At 45.4% G+C, this 20,180-nt stretch carries 25 protein-coding genes; 14 read left to right on the top strand and 11 right to left on the bottom strand.

Annotated features, from left to right (window positions below):
• The first annotated feature begins 59 nt into the window (after positions 1-59).
• Together HZB61_12255 and HZB61_12260 are read left to right on the top strand one after the other, a co-directional pair.
• Positions 60-1,343: a sulfite exporter TauE/SafE family protein gene (locus tag HZB61_12255; protein MBI5057377.1), complete on the top strand. Its 1,284-nt coding sequence runs from the start codon at positions 60-62 to the stop codon at positions 1,341-1,343.
• Position 1,344: 1 nt separating this feature from the next.
• Positions 1,345-2,055 (top strand): hypothetical protein, encoded by a 711-nt coding sequence (locus HZB61_12260; protein MBI5057378.1) that lies wholly within the window; start codon positions 1,345-1,347, stop codon positions 2,053-2,055.
• An 88-nt stretch (positions 2,056-2,143) separates the two neighbouring features.
• Here HZB61_12260 and HZB61_12265 read toward each other — a convergent pair whose 3' ends face one another.
• From HZB61_12265 to HZB61_12280, 4 genes are all read right to left on the bottom strand, one after another.
• Entirely contained in the window at positions 2,144-2,602 is a 459-nt protein-coding gene (locus HZB61_12265; protein ID MBI5057379.1) for a universal stress protein, read from the bottom strand.
• 79 nt (positions 2,603-2,681) lie between these two features.
• Positions 2,682-3,878, bottom strand: a complete 1,197-nt coding sequence (locus tag HZB61_12270) for a sulfite exporter TauE/SafE family protein (GenBank protein ID MBI5057380.1) — start codon at positions 3,876-3,878, stop codon at positions 2,682-2,684.
• Positions 3,879-3,908: 30 nt separating this feature from the next.
• Entirely contained in the window at positions 3,909-4,079 is a 171-nt protein-coding gene (locus HZB61_12275; GenBank protein ID MBI5057381.1) for a hypothetical protein, read from the bottom strand.
• A 108-nt stretch (positions 4,080-4,187) separates the two neighbouring features.
• Positions 4,188-4,934 carry a GntR family transcriptional regulator gene (locus HZB61_12280; protein ID MBI5057382.1) on the bottom strand — a complete coding sequence of 249 codons (747 nt, stop codon included), beginning with the start codon at positions 4,932-4,934 and terminating at the stop codon, positions 4,188-4,190.
• A gap of 433 nt (positions 4,935-5,367) precedes the next feature.
• Here HZB61_12280 and HZB61_12285 point away from each other — a divergent pair, with 433 nt between their 5' ends.
• The 3 genes from HZB61_12285 to HZB61_12295 all read left to right on the top strand — a co-directional run bounded on the left by HZB61_12285 (position 5,368) and on the right by HZB61_12295 (position 7,533).
• Positions 5,368-6,267, top strand: coding sequence for a helix-turn-helix transcriptional regulator (locus HZB61_12285; GenBank protein ID MBI5057383.1), 900 nt, complete (start codon positions 5,368-5,370; stop codon positions 6,265-6,267).
• 89 nt (positions 6,268-6,356) lie between these two features.
• Positions 6,357-6,779, top strand: a complete 423-nt coding sequence (locus tag HZB61_12290) for a pyridoxamine 5'-phosphate oxidase family protein (GenBank protein MBI5057384.1) — start codon at positions 6,357-6,359, stop codon at positions 6,777-6,779.
• Between the two features lie 349 nt (positions 6,780-7,128).
• Complete coding sequence (locus HZB61_12295; GenBank protein ID MBI5057385.1) at positions 7,129-7,533, top strand: hypothetical protein; 405 nt, start codon at positions 7,129-7,131, stop codon at positions 7,531-7,533.
• A gap of 158 nt (positions 7,534-7,691) precedes the next feature.
• Here HZB61_12295 and HZB61_12300 read toward each other — a convergent pair whose 3' ends face one another.
• The 7 genes from HZB61_12300 to HZB61_12330 form a co-directional block, all read right to left on the bottom strand.
• Entirely contained in the window at positions 7,692-8,714 is a 1,023-nt protein-coding gene (locus tag HZB61_12300; protein ID MBI5057386.1) for a cation transporter, read from the bottom strand.
• A complete protein-coding gene (locus HZB61_12305) occupies positions 8,714-9,325 on the bottom strand; it encodes a fused MFS/spermidine synthase (protein MBI5057387.1) in 612 nt (203 codons plus the stop codon). The genes HZB61_12300 and HZB61_12305 overlap by 1 nt, the downstream gene beginning before the upstream one ends.
• Positions 9,326-9,338: 13 nt before the next feature.
• Entirely contained in the window at positions 9,339-10,259 is a 921-nt protein-coding gene (locus tag HZB61_12310; GenBank protein MBI5057388.1) for a fused MFS/spermidine synthase, read from the bottom strand.
• 51 nt (positions 10,260-10,310) lie between these two features.
• Entirely contained in the window at positions 10,311-10,715 is a 405-nt protein-coding gene (locus tag HZB61_12315) for a hypothetical protein (protein MBI5057389.1), read from the bottom strand.
• Between the two features lie 17 nt (positions 10,716-10,732).
• Complete coding sequence (locus HZB61_12320) at positions 10,733-12,607, bottom strand: NAD(P)-binding protein (GenBank protein MBI5057390.1); 1,875 nt, start codon at positions 12,605-12,607, stop codon at positions 10,733-10,735.
• A 160-nt stretch (positions 12,608-12,767) separates the two neighbouring features.
• On the bottom strand, positions 12,768-13,172 hold the full coding sequence (locus HZB61_12325; GenBank protein MBI5057391.1) for a hypothetical protein: 405 nt from the start codon (positions 13,170-13,172) through the stop codon (positions 12,768-12,770).
• Positions 13,173-13,352 (bottom strand): hypothetical protein, encoded by a 180-nt coding sequence (locus HZB61_12330; protein ID MBI5057392.1) that lies wholly within the window; start codon positions 13,350-13,352, stop codon positions 13,173-13,175.
• 131 nt (positions 13,353-13,483) lie between these two features.
• Between HZB61_12330 and HZB61_12335 the strand changes: the two genes are divergently transcribed.
• The 9 genes from HZB61_12335 (at position 13,484) to HZB61_12375 (ending at position 20,178) form a co-directional block, all read left to right on the top strand.
• Positions 13,484-14,359: a universal stress protein gene (locus HZB61_12335; GenBank protein ID MBI5057393.1), complete on the top strand. Its 876-nt coding sequence runs from the start codon at positions 13,484-13,486 to the stop codon at positions 14,357-14,359.
• A gap of 253 nt (positions 14,360-14,612) precedes the next feature.
• Entirely contained in the window at positions 14,613-16,322 is a 1,710-nt protein-coding gene (locus HZB61_12340; GenBank protein MBI5057394.1) for a HAMP domain-containing protein, read from the top strand.
• A gap of 111 nt (positions 16,323-16,433) precedes the next feature.
• The gene (locus HZB61_12345; protein ID MBI5057395.1) at positions 16,434-16,820 is read left to right on the top strand and encodes a response regulator; all 387 of its coding nucleotides are present in this window, start codon (positions 16,434-16,436) and stop codon (positions 16,818-16,820) included.
• Between the two features lie 42 nt (positions 16,821-16,862).
• Positions 16,863-17,324, top strand: coding sequence for a hypothetical protein (locus HZB61_12350; protein ID MBI5057396.1), 462 nt, complete (start codon positions 16,863-16,865; stop codon positions 17,322-17,324).
• 147 nt (positions 17,325-17,471) lie between these two features.
• Positions 17,472-17,759, top strand: coding sequence for a BrnT family toxin (locus tag HZB61_12355; GenBank protein ID MBI5057397.1), 288 nt, complete (start codon positions 17,472-17,474; stop codon positions 17,757-17,759).
• Complete coding sequence (locus HZB61_12360) at positions 17,746-18,018, top strand: antitoxin (protein ID MBI5057398.1); 273 nt, start codon at positions 17,746-17,748, stop codon at positions 18,016-18,018. Before HZB61_12355 ends, HZB61_12360 begins: the two co-directional genes overlap by 14 nt.
• A 613-nt stretch (positions 18,019-18,631) precedes the next feature.
• Positions 18,632-19,519: a hypothetical protein gene (locus HZB61_12365; GenBank protein MBI5057399.1), complete on the top strand. Its 888-nt coding sequence runs from the start codon at positions 18,632-18,634 to the stop codon at positions 19,517-19,519.
• Positions 19,520-19,623: 104 nt separating this feature from the next.
• Positions 19,624-19,761 carry an addiction module protein gene (locus HZB61_12370; GenBank protein MBI5057400.1) on the top strand — a complete coding sequence of 46 codons (138 nt, stop codon included), beginning with the start codon at positions 19,624-19,626 and terminating at the stop codon, positions 19,759-19,761.
• A gap of 138 nt (positions 19,762-19,899) precedes the next feature.
• A complete protein-coding gene (locus HZB61_12375; GenBank protein MBI5057401.1) occupies positions 19,900-20,178 on the top strand; it encodes a hypothetical protein in 279 nt (92 codons plus the stop codon).
• The last annotated feature ends 2 nt before the right edge of the window (positions 20,179-20,180 follow it).

The following is a 20,180-nucleotide window of genomic DNA, read 5'->3' on the forward strand; positions in this document are numbered from 1 at the left end:
ACGAAACACTGACACTAACAACTGACACTGACACTTAAATTAAAAAGGAGGAAAACAAAATGGGAATCGGAAGACGTGTATTTGAATTCCTGAAAATGGCGTCCATCGAGCACGCCAAATGGGACTACGAAGTCTCAATGAGCATTTTAAAGAAAAGGAAGAAGTTGTGGATACTCGGCGTAGCGCTGCTGCCGATCATAGCAGTCGCCTTTGTCGAAGCAGGAGATATGTTAGGCAGCAAGACCGCATATGCGCCGGCATTTTATTCCACAAATATTTTTCTTATCTCAATAGCGATAGGTTTATGCGCGGGACTGATTACCGGATGTATCGGCGCGGGCGGCGGTTTTATTATCACACCCGCTTTGATGGCGGCAGGAGTGAAGGGCATCCTCGCGGTTGGGACCGACCTGTTCCATATATTTGCAAAGGCGATCATGGGGACGGCCGTTCACAAGAAACTCGGCAACGTCTCGGGTAAACTTGCAATCGCGTTCCTTGTCGGGTCTGCGGGCGGCACTTTCATCGGCGGAGCCATCAACCATGCCCTTTACGATTATGACCCCAATTTAAGCGAGGCGTTTATCAGCCTGGTTTATGCAATACTGTTAGGCTTTCTGGGGGTCTACGCCCTTGCGGATTTCCTGAAAGCAAGAAAATCAAAAGACACCGGCGACGCACACGGCGGCTCAGCAGGCATGACGGACCTGTCAATTAAGATACAAAAGGTAAAAGTCCCGCCGATGATAAAGTTTGATGAAGACTATGTGCCGGGCGGCAGAAAGATCTCAGGCGTGATCGTGGCCCTCGGAGGCGTTGTAGTCGGGATCATGGCGGCAATCATGGGCGTAGGCGGAGGGTTCATTACATTCCCCATGTTCGTCTATATATTCGGCGTTTCTTCAATGACAACCGTAGGAACCGACATACTTCAGATCATCTTCACGGCGGGTCTCGGCGCGGTAACCCAGTATGCGATTTACGGCTATGTCTTCTACACACTGGCAATGGGAATGCTCCTGGGCTCGCTTATCGGCATTCAGGTTGGAGCGCTCACCACAAAGGTTGTTAAGGGCATACACATCAGGGGATTTTACGCGGTTTCAATTCTGGCCGGTTTCATCAACAGGGCGGCAACACTGCCGAAGAAGCTCGTGGAGCTTGAGGTAATAGACTGGTCCAAACCGGTTGTTAAGGGCATCGAAACCGCCGGCAACGTCATCTTCTGGATAGTTGTCGCGGCGTTTGCAGCATGGGTTATAGGTAAGTTTGTTGTAAATATCGGAACCTTAAGAGGAGAGGATGAAAGTGTAGCTCCTGTCCTTGTAAAGGAGGAGGCATAACATGATAGTAAGAAATAAAAAAATGTTCAGTGTCGGAGTTGTTTTTGCGATATCGTTTCTGGCCGTGCTGGCCTTGATCTTCTCGCCTGTCTTTAACGGCAAGAACGGTCTCGTGTTTTCAGATGACATGTTCAATAAACTTTCAAAGGGGTCGTCATACTTTATCCCGAAGGTGGCCAAGTCGGTTGAACCTCTCGCAGGCAAGCCCCTTACTATCACCATAAAACTCGAAAAGGCGGAAGATGTCGAACACACCTCAAAGCTTTTCACAACCGCAGGCGCTAACGTCGAGGCCAAAGATACAGAGCTGAAGATAAACGGTGACCTCGGGGCCATCCTGCAGAGCGCGCTCGCGGATTCCGATTCTATGTATAAGAATGACGGCAAAACCGTTTCCGAAAGATACGGATATGACGAAAAAACGGTAATGAAAAACTGGTGGGCGGCATTAAACAAGATAGGCAAAGAACTGAAGAAGCAGAAAGTTATAGCCGAAGCAAAAGTAGTAGACGATGTCACTAAAAAGGCCGTCGAACCCGCTTATAACTTCTACAAAATTGACGCCAATAAAGTCGCCGATCATGCAGGCATGATGTCAGGGCTGCTCGTGTTCTACGTGGCTTATACAATGTGGTGGGGCTATGCCATATTCTACATGTTTGACGGCCTCGGCCTCAGCATGAAAAAGGCAAAGGTGAAAAAAGAGGCATAGAAGATGTTTTAGTGTTCCAAGCACCATCGACACCTATCTATGCCATTGGGTTGAAAAGCAGGGGCGGGTTTGAAACCCGCCCCTGCTTTTATGTCGCTAACACTGAGACAACCGGGCATTTGAGTTCGTGTTCAAGCATGTTGTGCGCAAACTCCCTGATCGTGCCGATAAACGCCGCATGATGCGCTTCCTTTGTAGGGGTAGGCACTACAACAAGTTTGATGTTTATATCTTTGACCACCCGTTTAATAACATCTTCCACGCTTCCTCTTTCAACCTGTGTGTCTACGGTGATGCCGTCGTCAAGGCAAAACTGTACAACCCTCTCAAGAAATCCGATGATATCTTTTTCCATATGCCTTGAGACGTTCTCGTATGAAGCAAATTCATGCACGGCAAGGGCCACTTTATCGGATTCATCAAATTCCGGGATTGCGCTAAGCAGCAGGATTGCAGCCCCCATATCTCTCGCTCTTTCGCGCGCGTACCTGATGGTTTTCCTGTACGGCAGCCCCGGATGGACTAATACAACTATTTTCTTTTCCATTGTGTCCTCCTTTTTAAAACTTACGTTTCTAATGCTATAAGCAAGACCACTGAAATGCCGTTCAAGCTTGTCCGGAATTTTATTCCTCTGCCGGGACCTTGACCTGCTGGGCGAGCCTTCTTTCATACAACACACCCTGCACCATCTTTATGATGATCAGTCCGCTTAATGCGCACGCAGCGCCTAACATGAGATAGCCGGAATAATTATTCCATATCTTCTCCATCGCATTAGCCGCAAGCACGGCGTCCGGCTGCTGCGCCATCCATTCCTTTACTGCTGACTTGTTCATCATGATCCAGTCCTTGATCTCACCCTTACCTGTCAGCCCGCTCGTCGCCTTTGCCCATGCATTTAAAGCAGGTTCGTACGTAGATTTGTAGCCCGCTGAGATATGCTTGAAAATAACGGACACACCGGCAAGAAGCATTGTGACAGCGAAGTAAAGTCTGATGGTCAGTCCTTTAACATATTTTGTTGCAACTGTCCCGAACTGCGCTCCAACTGCGGCGCCCAGGAGCATTACTACCGCGGCAAGAAGTTCGACCCTTGCTTTGTACGCATAAGAAAATGCGCCGTAGGCCCCGGAGATCATTACCTCAAAGAGGTCCGTGCCGACTGCCAGTGTTGTCGGGCAGCCAATAACATAAAGCAGGGAAGGCATTCTTATGAAACCTCCGCCGACTCCTAAAAAGCCCGCGAGAAATCCTGTGAAAGTCGCAACACCGCCAATGACCCAGAGAGAGATGGTAATGCCGGATGCCTTGAGATTTATCATGGGGGGAATGTAAATGCCCTGCATCTTCTTTGCAAGCCCTGAGGTGCCTGCGTCTTTTACTTTGTGCCCGGATGAGCCTCTTGTAAGTTTGAAATATTCATAGAGCATGTATGATCCGAGCCCGAACAGCAGAACCATATATACAGTCCTGACAATAGGCCCGACCCTTCCAATCTTTTCGAGATACATTATAAGCATTGACCCGCCTTCAATCCCGATGGCCGTGAAGACCACCATGATGAGGCCGAGCTTCATATCCACATTGCCAAGCTTTCTGTGTTTTGCCGTAGAGACAATTGATTTCCCCGCGATATGCGCCATGTCTGTGCCTATCGCGTACGCCATAGGGAAACCGAAAACATTCAGGGCCGGCGTGACCATAAAGGCCCCCCCGATCCCGAAGAACCCGCCTATGACACCGACAGTCAGTCCAAGCAGGACCAACTGCCAGGCCATTATTTCAACTCCTGCTATGGGTAAATATAGCATCATGTCCATTTTTTTGACCCTCCAATTTTCAGGATACCTTTAATGTTGAATTTCGATCTTGTCATTTTTTATTCCGAGCATCTTAAAGATCATCTCCGCTACAAAAGCGATAAAGATGCCGATGCCCGCCATTGTGCCGATAGTTAGAAGTCCGAATGCCGTGTGGTTGTTCTTGTTAAGCTCCGCGATCCAGCTCATGAAATTTTCCATTGTCTCACCTCCCTTCCATATAAGTCAGAAGTAAGAAATAGGAAGTTAGAAGTCAAAAATAAAATCATTTTTCTTCACTTCTCACTTCTTACTTCTCAGTTTTAACTTTTAAATTTTCAGCCGTTCAAACTCAGATGTCCGGGGATACTTGTCTGTCCTGTATAAAGATTCGGAGAAACTTAAGGGCGTGTCGCCGTGCCCGTAATATATGTGCCTTGTCCTGAGGACAGGTAAATTTGATGCAAGCTCCAGATGCGCCTCATCTTTTTCACTGACAAGTGATACATCAACGATCTCTTTTATCCTTTGAATTTTTGTCCCGCACCTTCTTTCAATAAACGCGTATGGAGAGGTGTCTGCCGGATACTTATCGTTGATAAAGCCGCTCATGAGGTTGTAGGAGATGAACAACTTTTGCAGCGTCAGCGGCGTGCCGTCGACAATTATCAGCCGCAAAAGGAAAAAACAATGGTCCTCGTCGGAGAGATTGAGATAATTGATCACGCACCTGTCCGGCTGAAGGGTCTTGTTTTCAATTACACGGGAAACACACGCGGAATATTCGCAGACGTCACTCTCCCCGAAATTTATCAGCATGGAAATGCTGTCATCCGGTTTGCTTCTCCTGACGAATGTGCCTTTGCCCTGGATTTTTTTCAGGTAGCCTAATGAGACAAGTTCTTCAATTGCTAATCTGACTGTTGCCTTGCTTACATTGTATTGGCCGCAAAGCTGCTCTTCTGTCGGTATCTTTGTGCCGACTTTCCATTCACCTTTTTGTATGTGTTCTTTTAATATTTCAAGAAGCTGGTAATAGAGTTTTTGCGGCCTTGTCCGGTCAATCGAAAGCTGCATAATAACTGTCCTCTACAGCGTCATTCCCGCTTGCCGGGAATCCTTCTTTGAAGCAGAGGAAAGATTCCGGACAAGCCGGAATGACAACAAGTTAAGTTCTATGTACGATTACTTTGGGTTCGTAGATACATCAGGACATTACAATATCCGTGCCTAACCAAATAACGTTTTCAAATTATGCTGTTAGCTGATTAACGTCAAAACAGGGGCGCACTATAATTACTGCACTCACGCAGGGAGAAAAAATAATGATTTGTTTTACAACCGGTTCAAAGTTAAGAAGTTAGAGGGGAAATACCGGCGGGGAAAAAGTTACAAAGAAATTTCTGGCATGCAAAAATTTACTGCAGGCAGTAATCCTGCAACTGTACTGTTTCAATCTCCGGTTATATAATAAAACCCACATTACAAACAGGCACATTACCTGACTTGAATGAAAACAAAAAATAATAAGGAACTCGAAATAATCCGCCGGCTCGTCGGCGATGCTACCAGTGAGCAGCTTCGCTACGTGGATTCTTTTGTCACCGGCGAGATCGGGCTCTTCATGCCGGTAGGCGGAGCATGCCTTTATGCCTTGACCCCGGAGCACAGTCACCCCGCGTATATGTTCGTCCTTAATTTCGATGACCAGACCGGCGTGAAGCTCAACGGCCGGACCATAACAGCGCGCCCCGGAAAGATCTTCTGTTTGTCACCCGGGACCGCCCACCAGGAGCTCCCTTCAGACTTCACTCCCCGCTATATCGCAATTCTGATCGGGAAGTCTTTCTTCGAGAGGCAGCTTTCGTTCTACCCGGTGAAAAGAGACATATGTTTCGATGGGGAGTTTCATAATATAACTTCCAATCTGGTCCCTCTTCTGAATAAGTTCATGATAGAGGCCGATAACTCTGTTCCGGGCTGCGACGCTGTTTTGCACGGCCTTGGACTGGAAATCTCCCATTCGATTATCAGGGGTATTTTCGATGTGAAAGCAGTAGAAGACAGAATTACAGGCCGCGTCGAAATCGGCAGGGTCATCGAATATATCCATGCGCATATGCACACGAAGATGACTATAGGAAATATGGCCGGGATCGCCTGCATGTCTCCTTCACATTTTTCACACGTATTCAAGGCAGAAACAGGGAAGACGCCGCTGGACTGTTTAAATGAGATGCGGATGCGGCGGGTGAAAAAGCTCCTTATTGCGGGGGACAGGTCAATTACAGAGATCGCCCTTGAGTGCGGGTTCGGCAGCCCGGCATACCTTACGGCAAGTTTTTGCAAAAAATACAAGATCACACCTTCGAAGTTCAGAACAGTCAATAAACAAAAGCAGGATTTCTAAATAATATCGCAGGATATTGAAAGCCTGAGATCTTGAATTGCCCGTATAATTATCAGAGCCGCTAAATAATTATATGGAGGAGAAGTGCAATGAATAAATCCGAGATACTCGCTTTCCTGAATGCCAATCCGGTTTTCCACATCGCAACCCTTGACGGGGACAGGCCTCGTGTCCGGGGCATGCTCCTGTACAGAGCCGATGAAAAAGGTATCTTGTTCCACACCGGAAAGATGAGAGACCTTTACAAACAACTCACTGCCAATCCCCGCGTGGAGCTTTCTTTTAATAATGGCAGTGACGAAAACCTCATTCAGGTAAGGCTCAGCGGTACCGTTGAGCTCGTGGAGGACCTTGAGCTGAAAAAGGAGATCGTGAGCAACCGTGACTTTCTGAAACCCTTTGTGGAGCAGGCAGGATATGAGCCTCTCGCAGTGTACCGCATAAAAAACGGTACAGCTTCAATATGGAAAATGCATACCAATCTTGAGCCGAAAGAGTATGTGGAGTTATAGTGTGATTGTCCGGCTCTACGTAGGGGCGGGTTTCAAACCCGCCCCTACGTAGCAGGTAACACATTCATGTTCGTGCGAGGATTTAACAATACTGCATGAGTCGGTAGTTAAGTTGAATATACGTTATCTCCAAGGGCATTTATCCGCAGCACAAATGACAATAGCCGAAAAAACAAATTTCCATTCAGCTTGGTTCATGCCGCACTTGAGTCTGTATCTTTTCTGGGGGAGAAGGCTGTTGACACGTAAGAAATATGTGAGATAATTATTTTATATACTTTAGAACATAAGGTGAACTTCATGTCCTCAAAAACCGGAGGGCAAATTCAGCAAAAAAGGAGAAACAACCATGAAAACTTTTTCAGCAGCGTTAATCTTTTCAGCAGTAATGATTTTTTCTTTCAATGCTCAGGCGGAACTGACGGAGAAAGATAAGACCCTGCATGAGATGCACGCGATGATGCGTTTGATGGATAACGCCCTTTGCCAGGCCCTTGAAGGCGCAAACCTCCTGATGTTCGGACAAATGAGCGGCGCTGAAAAGATAGACAAGGATTTGATCGAGCGCGGAACAGCCATGGTAAAAGACGGTAAGGCTGTTATATTGAAGACCCTTGCGAGCACTGAAATGAAGTCTATGCATAAAGAAGGCGGATATAATGAGAAGGTCATGCATGACTTACATTCATTGGGGGACAGGATGCTTCATGTGATAGAAGAAGTTGAGAAACTGCACAGCGAAGCCCTGAAATAGATCAATACGAAATAGTCTTACAAGTTCACATAAAAACTTAAGGGTTGTGGATTGGACCGTATTATACCTTATAACCTTCCGTCCCTCCGGTAATATTCACAACTTTATCCCAAATTAACACTCTTCAATATAAATGAATGACTAATACAAGCTCCATCTTAATGTGAATGAGGAGGAAGGTCATCATGGCTGTGTTCAGTGATGAGATGATGCTGTTCTCCTGAGGCATGTAACGCGTCTATGTGAATTGTGACATTCGATAAATACCGCAGATGGTGTAAAAGCTGATGACGCACTTCCATAGCGACGTCATGTCCCTTTTCAACGGTGAGAGATGGAGTTACCGCTATATTTACTTCAGCGTAAAGCCTGTGGCCTATCCATCTCACACGCACTTCAGTAACGTCCTGAACTCCTGGGGCATGGTTAACGGCATGTCTGATCTCGTCGATAATTTCCGGATCAATACCATCAAGCATTCGGGTGAGGACGGCCTTCCCGGAATCCCATACAATGCGGAGAATAACTGCGCTGATTAAAAAACCTACAACAGGGTCTGCAAGTGGATATCCAAGCCAGACCCCAACTGCTCCGAAAAGCACCGCAAGGCTGGTCAAGCCGTCAACGCGCGCGTGATGCCCGTCTGCAATAAGGGCAACGCTGCCAATCTCCTTGCCAACTCTTATGCGGAACAGGGCGACGGCTTCGTTGCCTAAAAAGCCCACAATCGATGCGACAGCTACCGCCCACAGATATTCCACTTTTTGAGGATGCATCAGGCGGTCAATGGATTGATACCCTGCAACAACTGCGCTGAATAAAATGGTTAGCACAATAGCAACCCCGGCCAGGTCTTCAACACGTCCATACCCGTATGTAAACCGCTTTGAGGGTTTTCTCCTTGCGAGCGTAAAAGCAAACCACAGAGGTATTGCTGTCGCTGCATCGCCTATGTTATGAATTGTGTCCGCGAGGAGAGCGACACTGCCTGTGAGCAGAACAATAATAACCTGGAACAGGGCGGTGGCGGAGAGTCCAGCGAACGACCATTTGACAGCCCATATCCCCCGCTGAGTAGTAAAGATGGATGGGTCAACAACGCCATGCACATGACCGTGTGAATTGTGTGCGTGGTCATGTTCCTGATCGTGATCATTTTTGTGTGCGTGTCTCTTATTCATTACTTCCCTCCTCCGGATTCAGTGTAATCAGTATCGCATCGCAATTTCATAAAAAGAAGCGGCATCGCTAATATGATAAGAAGAATACCCTGTCCCATTATGAGAGAACTAACTCCCGCAATGGTTATAAGATAAAACGAGGTGGCAAGCGTGCCGATAATGCTCCCGAAAGTGGAGAGCGCATAGAGCGTCCCGATTGTTTTCCCCGACGTGTGGAGGCTGCATATCATAAGCTTGGCCGTATAGGGACTTACGATACCGAGAAAGACAGAGGGGACCAGAAAAAGAATCGCAGACGCAAGCAAAGGGCTTGACCTTACTCCCATGTCCTTCATGAATATCCAGTCCGACACCGGGCCGCTGTATAAAGGAAATGTCAGAAGAAGGACACCCGGCGCAATGATTATAAGACCGAGTTTTCTTGATGACGGTCTTATGTCAGCAATCCTTCCCCCAAGATAATATCCGGCAGACAGCCCTGTCAGAAAAACACTTATCAGGCTTCCCCACACGAAAACGGAATTGCCGAAATTAGGGGCAAGTATTCTGCTGCCCAATATCTCAAAAGACATGACCACTGCGCCACAGACAAAAACAATAAAATATATCATCGGGCTTGCCTCCTCATTTTGCCTCTGAGTCCTGGTATTTGTAGAGATTCACCGGGGCAAAATCATCGGTGAGAATATTTGCGCCGGACCATTCGTATGCCATCGAATATTCAAATCTTGACGCTGTTTCGGGAAGATCAAAGTCGAATTGCCTGAGAGACTGAAGCTTTTTTGCCGCTGCCTCAATTCCGTCTTTGTCCTTCAGGTCAAAGTTTTTCGTGACAACGAAGATGAAGTTGCCCGATTTCTTCCCTTTGAATATATAGAGGTAAGGGAATACCTTCTTGTACGTCATAATCATGGAATCGAATAATTTATTCCTGTAGGGAGATAGGATGTTTGAGACAACAACGCCGTTGTCCTTTAATCTGCTTTTCACCTCCCGGAGGAATTCAACTGTTGTGAGATGAAAAGGGATGTAGTCACCTTGGTAAGCGTCAAGAAAGATAATGTCATATTTCTTCTTGGAGCGTTTGATGAACTGCCTTGCGTCCCCGGCATGGACCTTAAGGTTTTTATTCTCTTTAAAATAAAAATATTCCTTTGCGACCGAAACAATATCAGTGTCAATTTCAACGGCGTCTATGTTTGCCTCAGGGTAATAACGGTTCATATATCCCGGCATGGCCCCGATTCCAAGACCGGCAAAGAGCACATCTCCGGGGTCAATACGCAAAAAGGCGAGAGAGACAAAAGTTGTTCGAGTATATTCAAAAAGCAGCTTATCGGGAGCGTCCAGAGATATTCCACCCTGTATCAAGTCTTTTTTGTTGTTCCGGAGATATCTTTCATGTTTGGCCGCGTCTTCCGTGACAGCAATGTACTGATAGAGAGAATTCTTCTCCATCAGCAGTTTCTCTGAAGGCTCAAGGGCAAATCCGCTCAAAGGGAAAAGCAGAAAGCAAAGAACGGTTAAATAAATTTTATTAAACATATAATGGACTCCACGATTTAATGTGTTATTCTCAACAAAATTAAAAGAGGATTAACCGACCGGAGGGGACACGCCTGAAAAGACCGCAGTGAAATTGCTTTCAGGCATAAGTTCATCAAAACAACGTGCAATATTATGAAATGCTTTTTTGTGCGTTAAGGCGAAACCCGAAGTGAAGTGGGCCGCTGTATTTTTGGGTTTGTTTTGAAATTTGCCTGTTGCGCCTGACCCATTAATATACTTTTCAAGGTGCAGGTGAAAGCCGGTATGTTTATGGCTGTACATATCGTATTTCTCAAGATCATCATAATGGTCACGAACATTAAAATGATGCTCTGAAGGATGGTCATGGGAGTGATAAAAAGGCATCAAAAAGGAAACTATCAGAAAGAGAACAGCGATTATTAGTCTATAGAAATTGTTTGAAGCCATGTTGTAGTTTATACTATTCATCATTTCCGCCGCCATATCCGTCATGAAATTTCCATAACCTGCCTCGCCGCCCTGGTCCCTTCTTCCACTGCGCCGAGCCAGTGCTGGTGGCCGTTCAGCTCCGAGTGACCGAAGGCAATGCGTCCGAAACGCCTCCTGATAACAGTGCCCGGCGCAGACTGTCCGTCCCTGCCGAAGTAAAATCCAGGCTGAGGATTCACATAAGCATGACCCCACCGGTTCAGGACAATGCCTGCTATGTCCTTTTCAGGGTCGAATCCAGCCTTGCCGAAAAGCCTTGCCATCTGTTCTTTTATCTTCTTTTCATAATCCGCATAGCTTGTTGAAAGCAGCTCAATGCGTCCTTTTACTCCCTGCTCATGAATAGGGAATCCCGGATAATAAAACGGCACATAAAAAGTTATGATGGTCGGTTTGTCAGGATCAAGCGGGGGATTATAGTCGCCGACAATCATCGGCTGTCTTATGTTGCAACTGAATCCAAAGCCGTCGAACCATCTGCATGAAGTCAACCCGAGTTTATACAGAAACCTCCAGTTCGTGACAGCTACATTAACTACAAGCATCGGAGAGCGATGAAATTGTTTGTACGCCTCGTTATGTTCTTCAGGAAGTTTTTTCACAATCCTGCGGGTGACCCAACTGCCGTTGGCCATCACTACACTGCGTGCTTTCAAACAATATATCTTTCCGCCTTTCACATAAGTCACCCAGACGAATTCCGATTTATCAGGTTCCGCATTATGTTCAATATTCACTGCCAATGCATCAAGCCGCATACTGATGCTGTTGGAAGGACGATCCAATGCCTCAAAATTGATCCGTTGGTTCAGGACATCTTCAAAGGACTTGCTTTTGGAGATTGCTTCGGGAATGAGAGCTTTTGTAAAGAAGCGCGCGAATCCGTCATTGCCGCCTGGGAATGAATGCCAGTCGCTTTTTTCAGACCTTGCCCTTTTAGTAAACCCGGCAGGAAATCCCTGAAAGCCCGGCATTGCAACCTGATACGCCCCGAAAGCCGAGATAACATCAGAACCCAGCCCTATGCTGCTTGCAAGGACCGGGTCAATAAATCTTGTGATCGCAGGACTCAGCCCCATCACCTTTTCCAGATAGTCTTTATACGTCATGGTATCAAGCCATTGGTTGAAGTCTGCTCCTTTATAATTTCTTTTATTGCTATTTCTCCAAGTGACAAAATCCTTCTTCACGTTTTCTGAAAAAGGAGTGTCTTCAAAATTCCTGCTCCACATATCAATCGCCCATTTTGAGGCAGCAGCGTCTTCAAAAAAATAACCGTTATTGGGAAAATCATCGTACCACAGCATGAAGCCGTAATTCGTCCGGTCAAAGTAAAGCTTTTTATCTGCAGGAGTTAACTTCTGATATTCAAACCTGTGAGGTATCCCCAGTTCGGAATAAATATCGTAGCCGGAGGATTCAGGGTCATCAAGGACGACAAATGAATTTGCTCCCTGAGGGGCAATCAGTCTTTGACCATTAACGATAAACTCATTTCGCTTTGATTCACCGCCGAAGACAGGATGGTTTTCGATAATGAGACATTTTTGCCCCCTGCGCTTTGATTTACTGAAATGAAAAGCTGCGCCAAGCCCGCTCATGCCACCGCCGATTATCACAAGATCGAATATCTCCCCTGTATCAATAGCGTCATCCGGGATAGTTTCATAGCGGCCGTCCCGCATTGCATGAGCATAACGAACGACACTTTCGGTATTGCCATGTGAAGCGGAATAATCACCAACGCCGCCATCCCCGTCCCAGGAATTTGTTTGCGCAACTAAACGGATTGGCGCAGGAAGTTGCAAAAGGGCCGCACCAGCACCGATCAAAGCGGCATTGAGAAAATCCCTTCTAGTTATTCCTGTGGTCATTTGCTCAAGTATTTTTTTAGGTTCATACTTTTCTTGAATTAAGTATAAGATAGTTGCTGAGAAACAACAATTGATTGATTTATAAAATTAAGACAATATCGCATTGGGGGATCAGGTCTTATTTCTTGTTTTTTATCCACCTCTATAAAGCAATACATCTCTATTCGATCCCTTCTTCCCTCTTAAACCCTATCTTCGGACCCTTCTTTTCCGGCAGGGACATTAACTGTCGGATTGCCTCGAATATTGTATATATTTCTTCATCATGTTTTTCTATTTTGCTTTCAAGCTCTTTTAATTTGTGTGCCAACTCTTTGTGGGTCGAAAGAACTTCTCGTAGTTTAACAAAGGCCCGTATAATGGCGATGTTCGCAAGTATGGCTGTCTCACTATTGAGAACAGTGGCCAGCATTACAACTCCTTGCTCGGTAAATACATAGGGGCGATGGCCTCCGAGATGCTTTTGTGAAGGTATCGCATTTTGCGATACCATACCCTTAATCTCTTGTTCGTCCAGTTGACAGCGGGAAAGAGTAACCACAGAGAAAGAGGATGCAACAAGCATTTACTGCACAACGATCGCGTTTAGTTCGTGGGAATCGAGAATTTTGTTTATTATCCTGGCGGGTTTATTTTTCAAAGCTCCGCTCTTCATGCCGGCAATAAGCAGGTCATAATTTTTTGCCTCGGCAATGATCCCGTCGGACTGGCCTGTTTTAATGATCGAGGCCGGTTTGATGTCCATAGAGTTCAGGATGTCTTTTGCAGAAACTATGGCCTGCTACCATTGCCTGTGTGCCCCATGGTTATCAGTTTGACGATGCCGGTAGCAGTTACAGTGTGCTACTTTAACTGCTACCGAATGAATACTGAAATATGCTAAAGTATATTCCGATGGGACGGTACAGAAAAATACTCGTGGCGGTTGACGGTTCAGAGTCAAGCAAGAACGCCTTCAGGCAGGCCTGCAAGATAGTGCGCGATGATAAAAGCTGGATAACCGTCATCACCTCGGTCCCCATTTACCAGGACCAGTTTGAGGTCCTCAGCACCAGGGAAAAGGTCACCAGGACCCTCAAGGACGAAGGGCAAAAAGTCCTCTCCGAAATTCAAAAGATAGCAACCGAGGAAGATATCTACATAAGGACAAGGCTTGAAGAGGGAAGCCCGTTCGACACTGTTACGGACATTGCGGACGAAGGCAATTATGATCTGATAGTGATGGGCAGGCACGGTAAAGGCCGCATTGAAAAGGCCCTTGTCGGCAGCGTCACGGCCCGCGTCATCGGCTATACCCAGCGGGACGTGCTTGTTGTTCCGGGAGATGCGTCTATCGGGTGGGGCCATATCCTTCTGCCTACAGATGGTTCAAAATACAATAAGGCCGCGACGGAGAAGGCGGTCGACCTCGCAAAGTCATACGCCGGAGATCTGAAGGTCCTTTCCGTTGTAGACGTCACGGACGAGTTCCATGCCGAAGCGCCCGGCGCGGTTGAGGAGCTTGTCAGACAGGCAAAGAAGATCGCGGGTGATGTCAGGGAAAAGGCGGAGGCGGAAGGAATAACAACAGAGGCATTTGTCAGGGAAGGCGAAAGCTTCAAAGTCATCACGGAGCTCTCACGGGAATTCCATTCCGATGTCATAGTCATGGGCAGTCATGGACGGACCGGGATACGTCGTCTCCTCATGGGCAGCGTCACTGAAAAGGTCATCGGTTACGCCCCCTGCCCGGTGCTCGTCGTAAAGGCGTAATTTCCAATCCCGATTTAAACCACAATATTCATATTGAACCCTGTTCCAATGTTTGCTGAAATGGAAGGCTGCGGAAGAATCCTTTAAAAAAGGTAGTTAGTAGTTAGTAGTCAGCAGTCGGGGAAACCCAACTACTAACTACTGACTACTGTTTTGTTGTCGATTATAGAAATTCTGTAGCAGACTTCCATTTCAGCAATTCTCCTTCCATCCGAATTCAAAATATTGTATCCTTATATACCGGGGCGAATGAATGAACTTTAAGATCTGGCATAAAATGATCATCGGCATCACGATCCCGTCCCTTATTGCCCTGGCAGGCGGCATACTTACCTACGAATACATAAACGACGTCAAGCACAGGCATGGCTTTGTTGAAATAGCGGATGACCTGAAAGGGCGCGCGCTTGAGGTCAGGCGTAACGAGAAGAACTTCCTCCTTCACAAAACCGACGCGTATTACAAATACTGCCAGGACGCAATAAGCGGTTTTAATAATTCGGTGGACAGCATATCCGAGGAGATCGTTGACCAGATCGGCAAAGACGATTTCCTCCTGCTGCGCCATTCCACGCAGGCATACTCAGGACTTATATACGCCCTTCTTAGAAATTACCAGCAGGAGACCGATGTCATTGAACGGGTAAGGGAAGAGGGCAGAAAAATGGAAACCTTTGTGGCAAGCGGCAAGCACGCAAGAGAGCTTTCGACAAACTTCATCCTTGACATGAGGCGCTGGGAAAAAAACTACATGCTGTTCCGTGATAAAGCGTCCTTTGACAAACTGAACATGTCCCTTTCTTTATTTAACAACATCATCCCTTTCTGTTTTGAATGCGCCCGATACACGGAAGCTATTCATAATCTCTTCTCGGTTTACAATGAGATCGATGCCAAGGTGAACGACCTGCAGATAATCGGGACTAAACTTGAAGAGATCACAAACAAAATAGCCGGCCGCGAGAGACAGAAGGTGAGCGATTTTTTCACGCACACTCAGCGTCTTTTACTGATGGCGCTTATACTGCTCTGCACCCTGGGGCCGTTGATAGTTTACAAGACCGCAACTTATATAGTAGCGCCGATCAAAAGGCTCGCCGACATTACAAGAAAGATCTCAGAGGGAGATATAACCCTGAGGGCGCCGATAAAAGAACATGACGAGACCTTCACCCTCGCCATGTCCTTCAATACAATGCTCGACCACCTGCAGCTTACGCAGGAGTCCCTTGAAAAAAGCATGGAGCTTCTCCGCGAAAAACAGGAGGAGGCTGAGAAACGCGCCTCACTGGGCTTCCTCGTCTCAGGCGTCGCCCATGAATTAAACAACCCTTTGAACAACATCTCCCTGACCGCGGAGACAATGAAGGAAGATATAAAAGAGCTCAGCCCCGAACAAATGACGGAATACGTCCAGGACATACTCACGCAGTGCGAGCGCGCCCAGCAGGTCGTGGAAAACCTGCTCGACTTCGCGGGAGCGCGAAAGTCTTCCAACAAGAGCAACCTCAATATAGTCAGCGTCGTGCAGGAATCAATAAATCTCATTGCCAACCAGTTAAAGGTGAATAACATAAATCTGCGTCTTGATTTCCATGACAGCATTTTATTTGTAAAAGGAAACCGCAGCAAGCTGGAAGAGGTCTTTATCAATTTAATGGTGAATGCCGTACACGCGATGAAGGATTCGGGGACCCTGTCCATATGCATCAGGCCGGACTCTGAAATAAAAAATGTTTTTATTGAGATCAGCGACACAGGGTGCGGAATATCCCAGAAAGACCTCAAAAACATATTTGAACCTTTCTTTACCACCAAACCGGTAGGAGAAGGCACCGGGCTTGGTTTGTCAGTGGCCCGGAGTCTTATAATGGAGCACGAAGGCGAGATTGAAGTTGACAGCACCGAAGGGGTAGGAACCGCCTTTATAATCAGATTGCCGTTAATTGAAGGGAGTGTTTAATACGTTTAGTTTCAGCCACGAATTGACACGAATGAACACGAACAGAAAAAATATTAACAATCCCATTAGAGAAGATTCGTGTTTATTCCCCGGTGACAAGGAGTTCAAATAATGTCCACAAAACTCCGTCTCATGATAGTTGATGATGAACCGATTGTAGGCAAAAGGCTTAAACGCCTGCTGGAAAAAGAAGGCTATCATGTTGAAACCTTTACCGACGGCTTTGCGGCAATTGAGGAATTGACTAAAAAGAAGTACGACATCGTCATCACGGACCTGAAGATGGACCATGTTGACGGCATCATGATATTAGAGACCGCCAAAGCTAATAATCCTGAAGTGAAGGTGATCATTATAACCGGGTTCGGCAAAAAGGAGACCTCCTCCAACGCCTTTAAAAAAGGCGCCTTCGATTTCATTATCAAACCGTTCAAGTTCGAGGAGCTTCTTCAGGTCATCAAAAAGGCCGGGATATCATTGGAGGAAGGGCTGCTGTAATCACTTCATAATCGGTGAATTGACATGACAACAAAGACCCCGATATCAAAAACTATTGCCGCCGGATTGGCCGGTGGAATGACGCTGAATGTTGTAATGCTGCTGACATTCCGGTTGATCGGTTTTGGATGGAATGGCGGCGGGATACTTCTCGACCCATCTGTTCAGAGTCCAAAGCTCATCGCCGTATGGACAAAACTCGAACCCTTACCGCTGGTAGTGAATGCCCCGGTCCCGATTATCCTGGGGCTTATTTTATTCGGCATCGGCCATGCTTTCGTTTATCAATGGCTTGCGCCTTCCTGGCCGGAAGGGACCAAAGCGCGCGCGTGGCGCATGGCTGCCCTTGTATTTTTTCTCTCATTTTTATTCTGGGAGTTCTTCACCCCTTTCAACCAGTTCGGCGAGCCCCTGCCGCTGATCGGATTGGAATTGATATTCTGGGCAGCTATTGCTATCGCGGAGGCCTTTGTCATCGCAGCGGTGTTTGAACGGGGGAAATAAAATATTACTCAGAAGAAGGCATGAGAGATTGGCTCTGGCATCACCTATCCAGAACATTAGGGAAATTCTTGCTATAATGCTATCAACCCTCAAATAATCATCCATATCCCTGTGGACAAAAGGCACACAAAGTAATACAATATTCTTGTGAAATATTTTGATTGGAATGTTGAAAAGAACAAAGAGATTGTTAAAGAGCGCGGAATATCATTCGAGGAAATTGTCTTCTCGATCATGCATGACGGGCTATTGGATATCATCGAACATCCAAATAAAACAACGTATCCCAATCAGAAGATATTTATTGTAAGTATTGATGAGTATGTCTATCTTGTTCCTTTTGTAGAAGATGAACATACTATATTTTTAAAAACAATAATTCCGAGCCGGAAGATGACAAGGAAATATTTAGGAGACAAAAATGAAACTGACTAAGGAAGAGCAGTCCATTCTTGATTCAGTAGATAAAGGCGAGTGGAAGTCTGTTCAGGGAGCCAAAGCGAGAATAAAGAAGTATCGGGAGTATGCCAAAGCGACATTTCGCAAAGACAAGAGAGTAAATATCAGAATGTCTCAGAAGGACCTTACTGATATTCAGAAGAAGGCAATTGAAGAAGGACTTCCTTATCAAACGCTGATATCAAGCGTGCTTCACAGGTTTATCGCAGGACGTCTGACCGAAAGAAAATCATAGGGACGGCAAAGTTCCACAGTACAATAATGCAAAAGCATTAAATTGTGGTAATGGAATTGGTTCTGAACTATTTTTTTTCTTGCTTTCTCAAATTGCGCTTTTGTATGATAAACATCACCAATCCAAAACATCAGGGAAATTCTTTGTACTGCGCTTGCAGAGAATGGGTTGCAGTAAAACAAACAGGCTTTTAGCAAAACCAAAAAGTCGGTAAGATAAAGAAAAATATTTTTTCAGTATTTTGCTATCCAGATGAGGCAATATGCCTTCTTCTGTCTGATATCTGATAGGTGTAATAAGGAGCGATGATGCGAAAAGTTATATTGATTTTGATTATCTGTCTGTCATTAATGTCTTGCAGGACCCTTGAAAAAAATATGAATTCATGGATGGCCATAATGAATCAGAGTTAGTCTCGAGCTGGGGCGCTCCAACCAGGGTGATTGACACTCGCGATGGATATAGAATCCTTACCTGGGAAAACTACTCTTTGCAATATAAATGGGGGCAATTTATACAAAATGTATGCAGCAAGTCTTTCACTGTTGATTCAAGAGGAACTATTATTAGATGGTCATATAATGGTTGTTAGCTGTGCGTAAAATTAGATGAAATGAAAATATTAACGACCATTGGCTTTGATAATAGCGCTCGCCTTTGTAGGAATACTTATTATTTTGAATATAAAGGAGTTCGTTTTAAGCTGATTCAGAGAAATATGAGGAAGTGGTGTGATGCTTTATTCACAATAATACAAAATGATGATAACTCTAAGAACCTGGCGTTTAATGCAGCATCGGAATTTTTAACAGCATTAAGTTGGCAAAACGACTCAAGAATAAAATTACGGCCTCCTGGTGGTATAAGCGTACCGGATAACTTTCAACTTAGAAAAGCAAAAAGCGGATTCTTTAGTTTTCCGGAAATTCCGTATCATATTGTTTCAAGAGGATACGATATATGCATCATTCCAGAAATTGAAACAGAAGAACAAAAAACTGCCCTTATCCTTTTTAGAGAAGCACTAAGTTCAAACAATGTATATCTATCATTTTTGTTTTACTGGCAAATATTAGAAACTGGCGGTAACGAACCCATCGGATGGATTAATAGCGTTATTCGGAAGAAGAAAAATTATAATAGGCTCTTAGTATCAAAAGCTGAAATTAACCATTTACCGCTTAATGGAAAAAGTCTTGGAAATTATTTATATGATGACTGTCGTAATGCAATTGCACATATAAGACGCGATTCGGGAAAAGTAAAACTGAAATTTGATTCATTGGACGATATAAAAAGATTAGCTATAAGCACTAATGTAGTAAAGAAATTTGCAAGGTTTTATATAGAAAACAACATAAGGCTTCAAAATAACTTATATCTTGTTAGACAAAAAGGAACAGATTTCCCTGTCTTTGTTAATGAAGGAATATATAAGAATAGCGGGCATAGATTAGCTTATAAGCGATTGTCGCTTGATAAAGTCCATAAGAAAAGATGACATTATGACCTAACACTTCTAATGCCTCCTGATCTCAATGGTAGGAATAGTTCCATAGTGCAGAAGTGCAACCGTGCAGCAAAGAGTTGGTAGATTCTATTTTAATGCAGCTTGACAAGCCCGATCCGGAGATTGACCGCATCTGGGCGGATGAGGCACGAAAACGCTGGCAGGCTTTCAAGGCGGGTAAATTGGAAACAGTCCCTTATGAAGAGGTAATGGAGACGTATCGCTCCAAATGAATGAAAGTCCGCTTCTTAAACGGTTCTCTCTCGCGCCGCATGATTCCCCTTCTTTAATAAACAATTTTTCGGTAGCCCCCCAAAACAAAATCTGATAAGATTGTCTTAGCTCTGATAGATGAAAGGAGGCGTTATACGATGCAGCTTACAGAAGATAAGGTACCGGCATATGAGGTCGTAAAGGAAAAGATCGAGCAGATCGATAACACTATTGTGATAGCAAGGGTGTTTTTTATGTTTGACACCTTTACCTACAGGTTCCAGTTATTTAAAAAGGACAAGATGTGCATGGTGGAGCTTCCAAAGAAATTACTTGATACCGTAAAAAATGACGGCACAGCGCCGCAACTGCAATTGATGAATATATTAAACGTGTATATTGAAAGCTCCGAGTGCTGGAATGAACTTGCAAAGTGACC

Source organism: Nitrospirota bacterium (assembly GCA_016214845.1).
GTDB lineage: Bacteria > Nitrospirota > Thermodesulfovibrionia > UBA6902 > UBA6902 > SURF-23.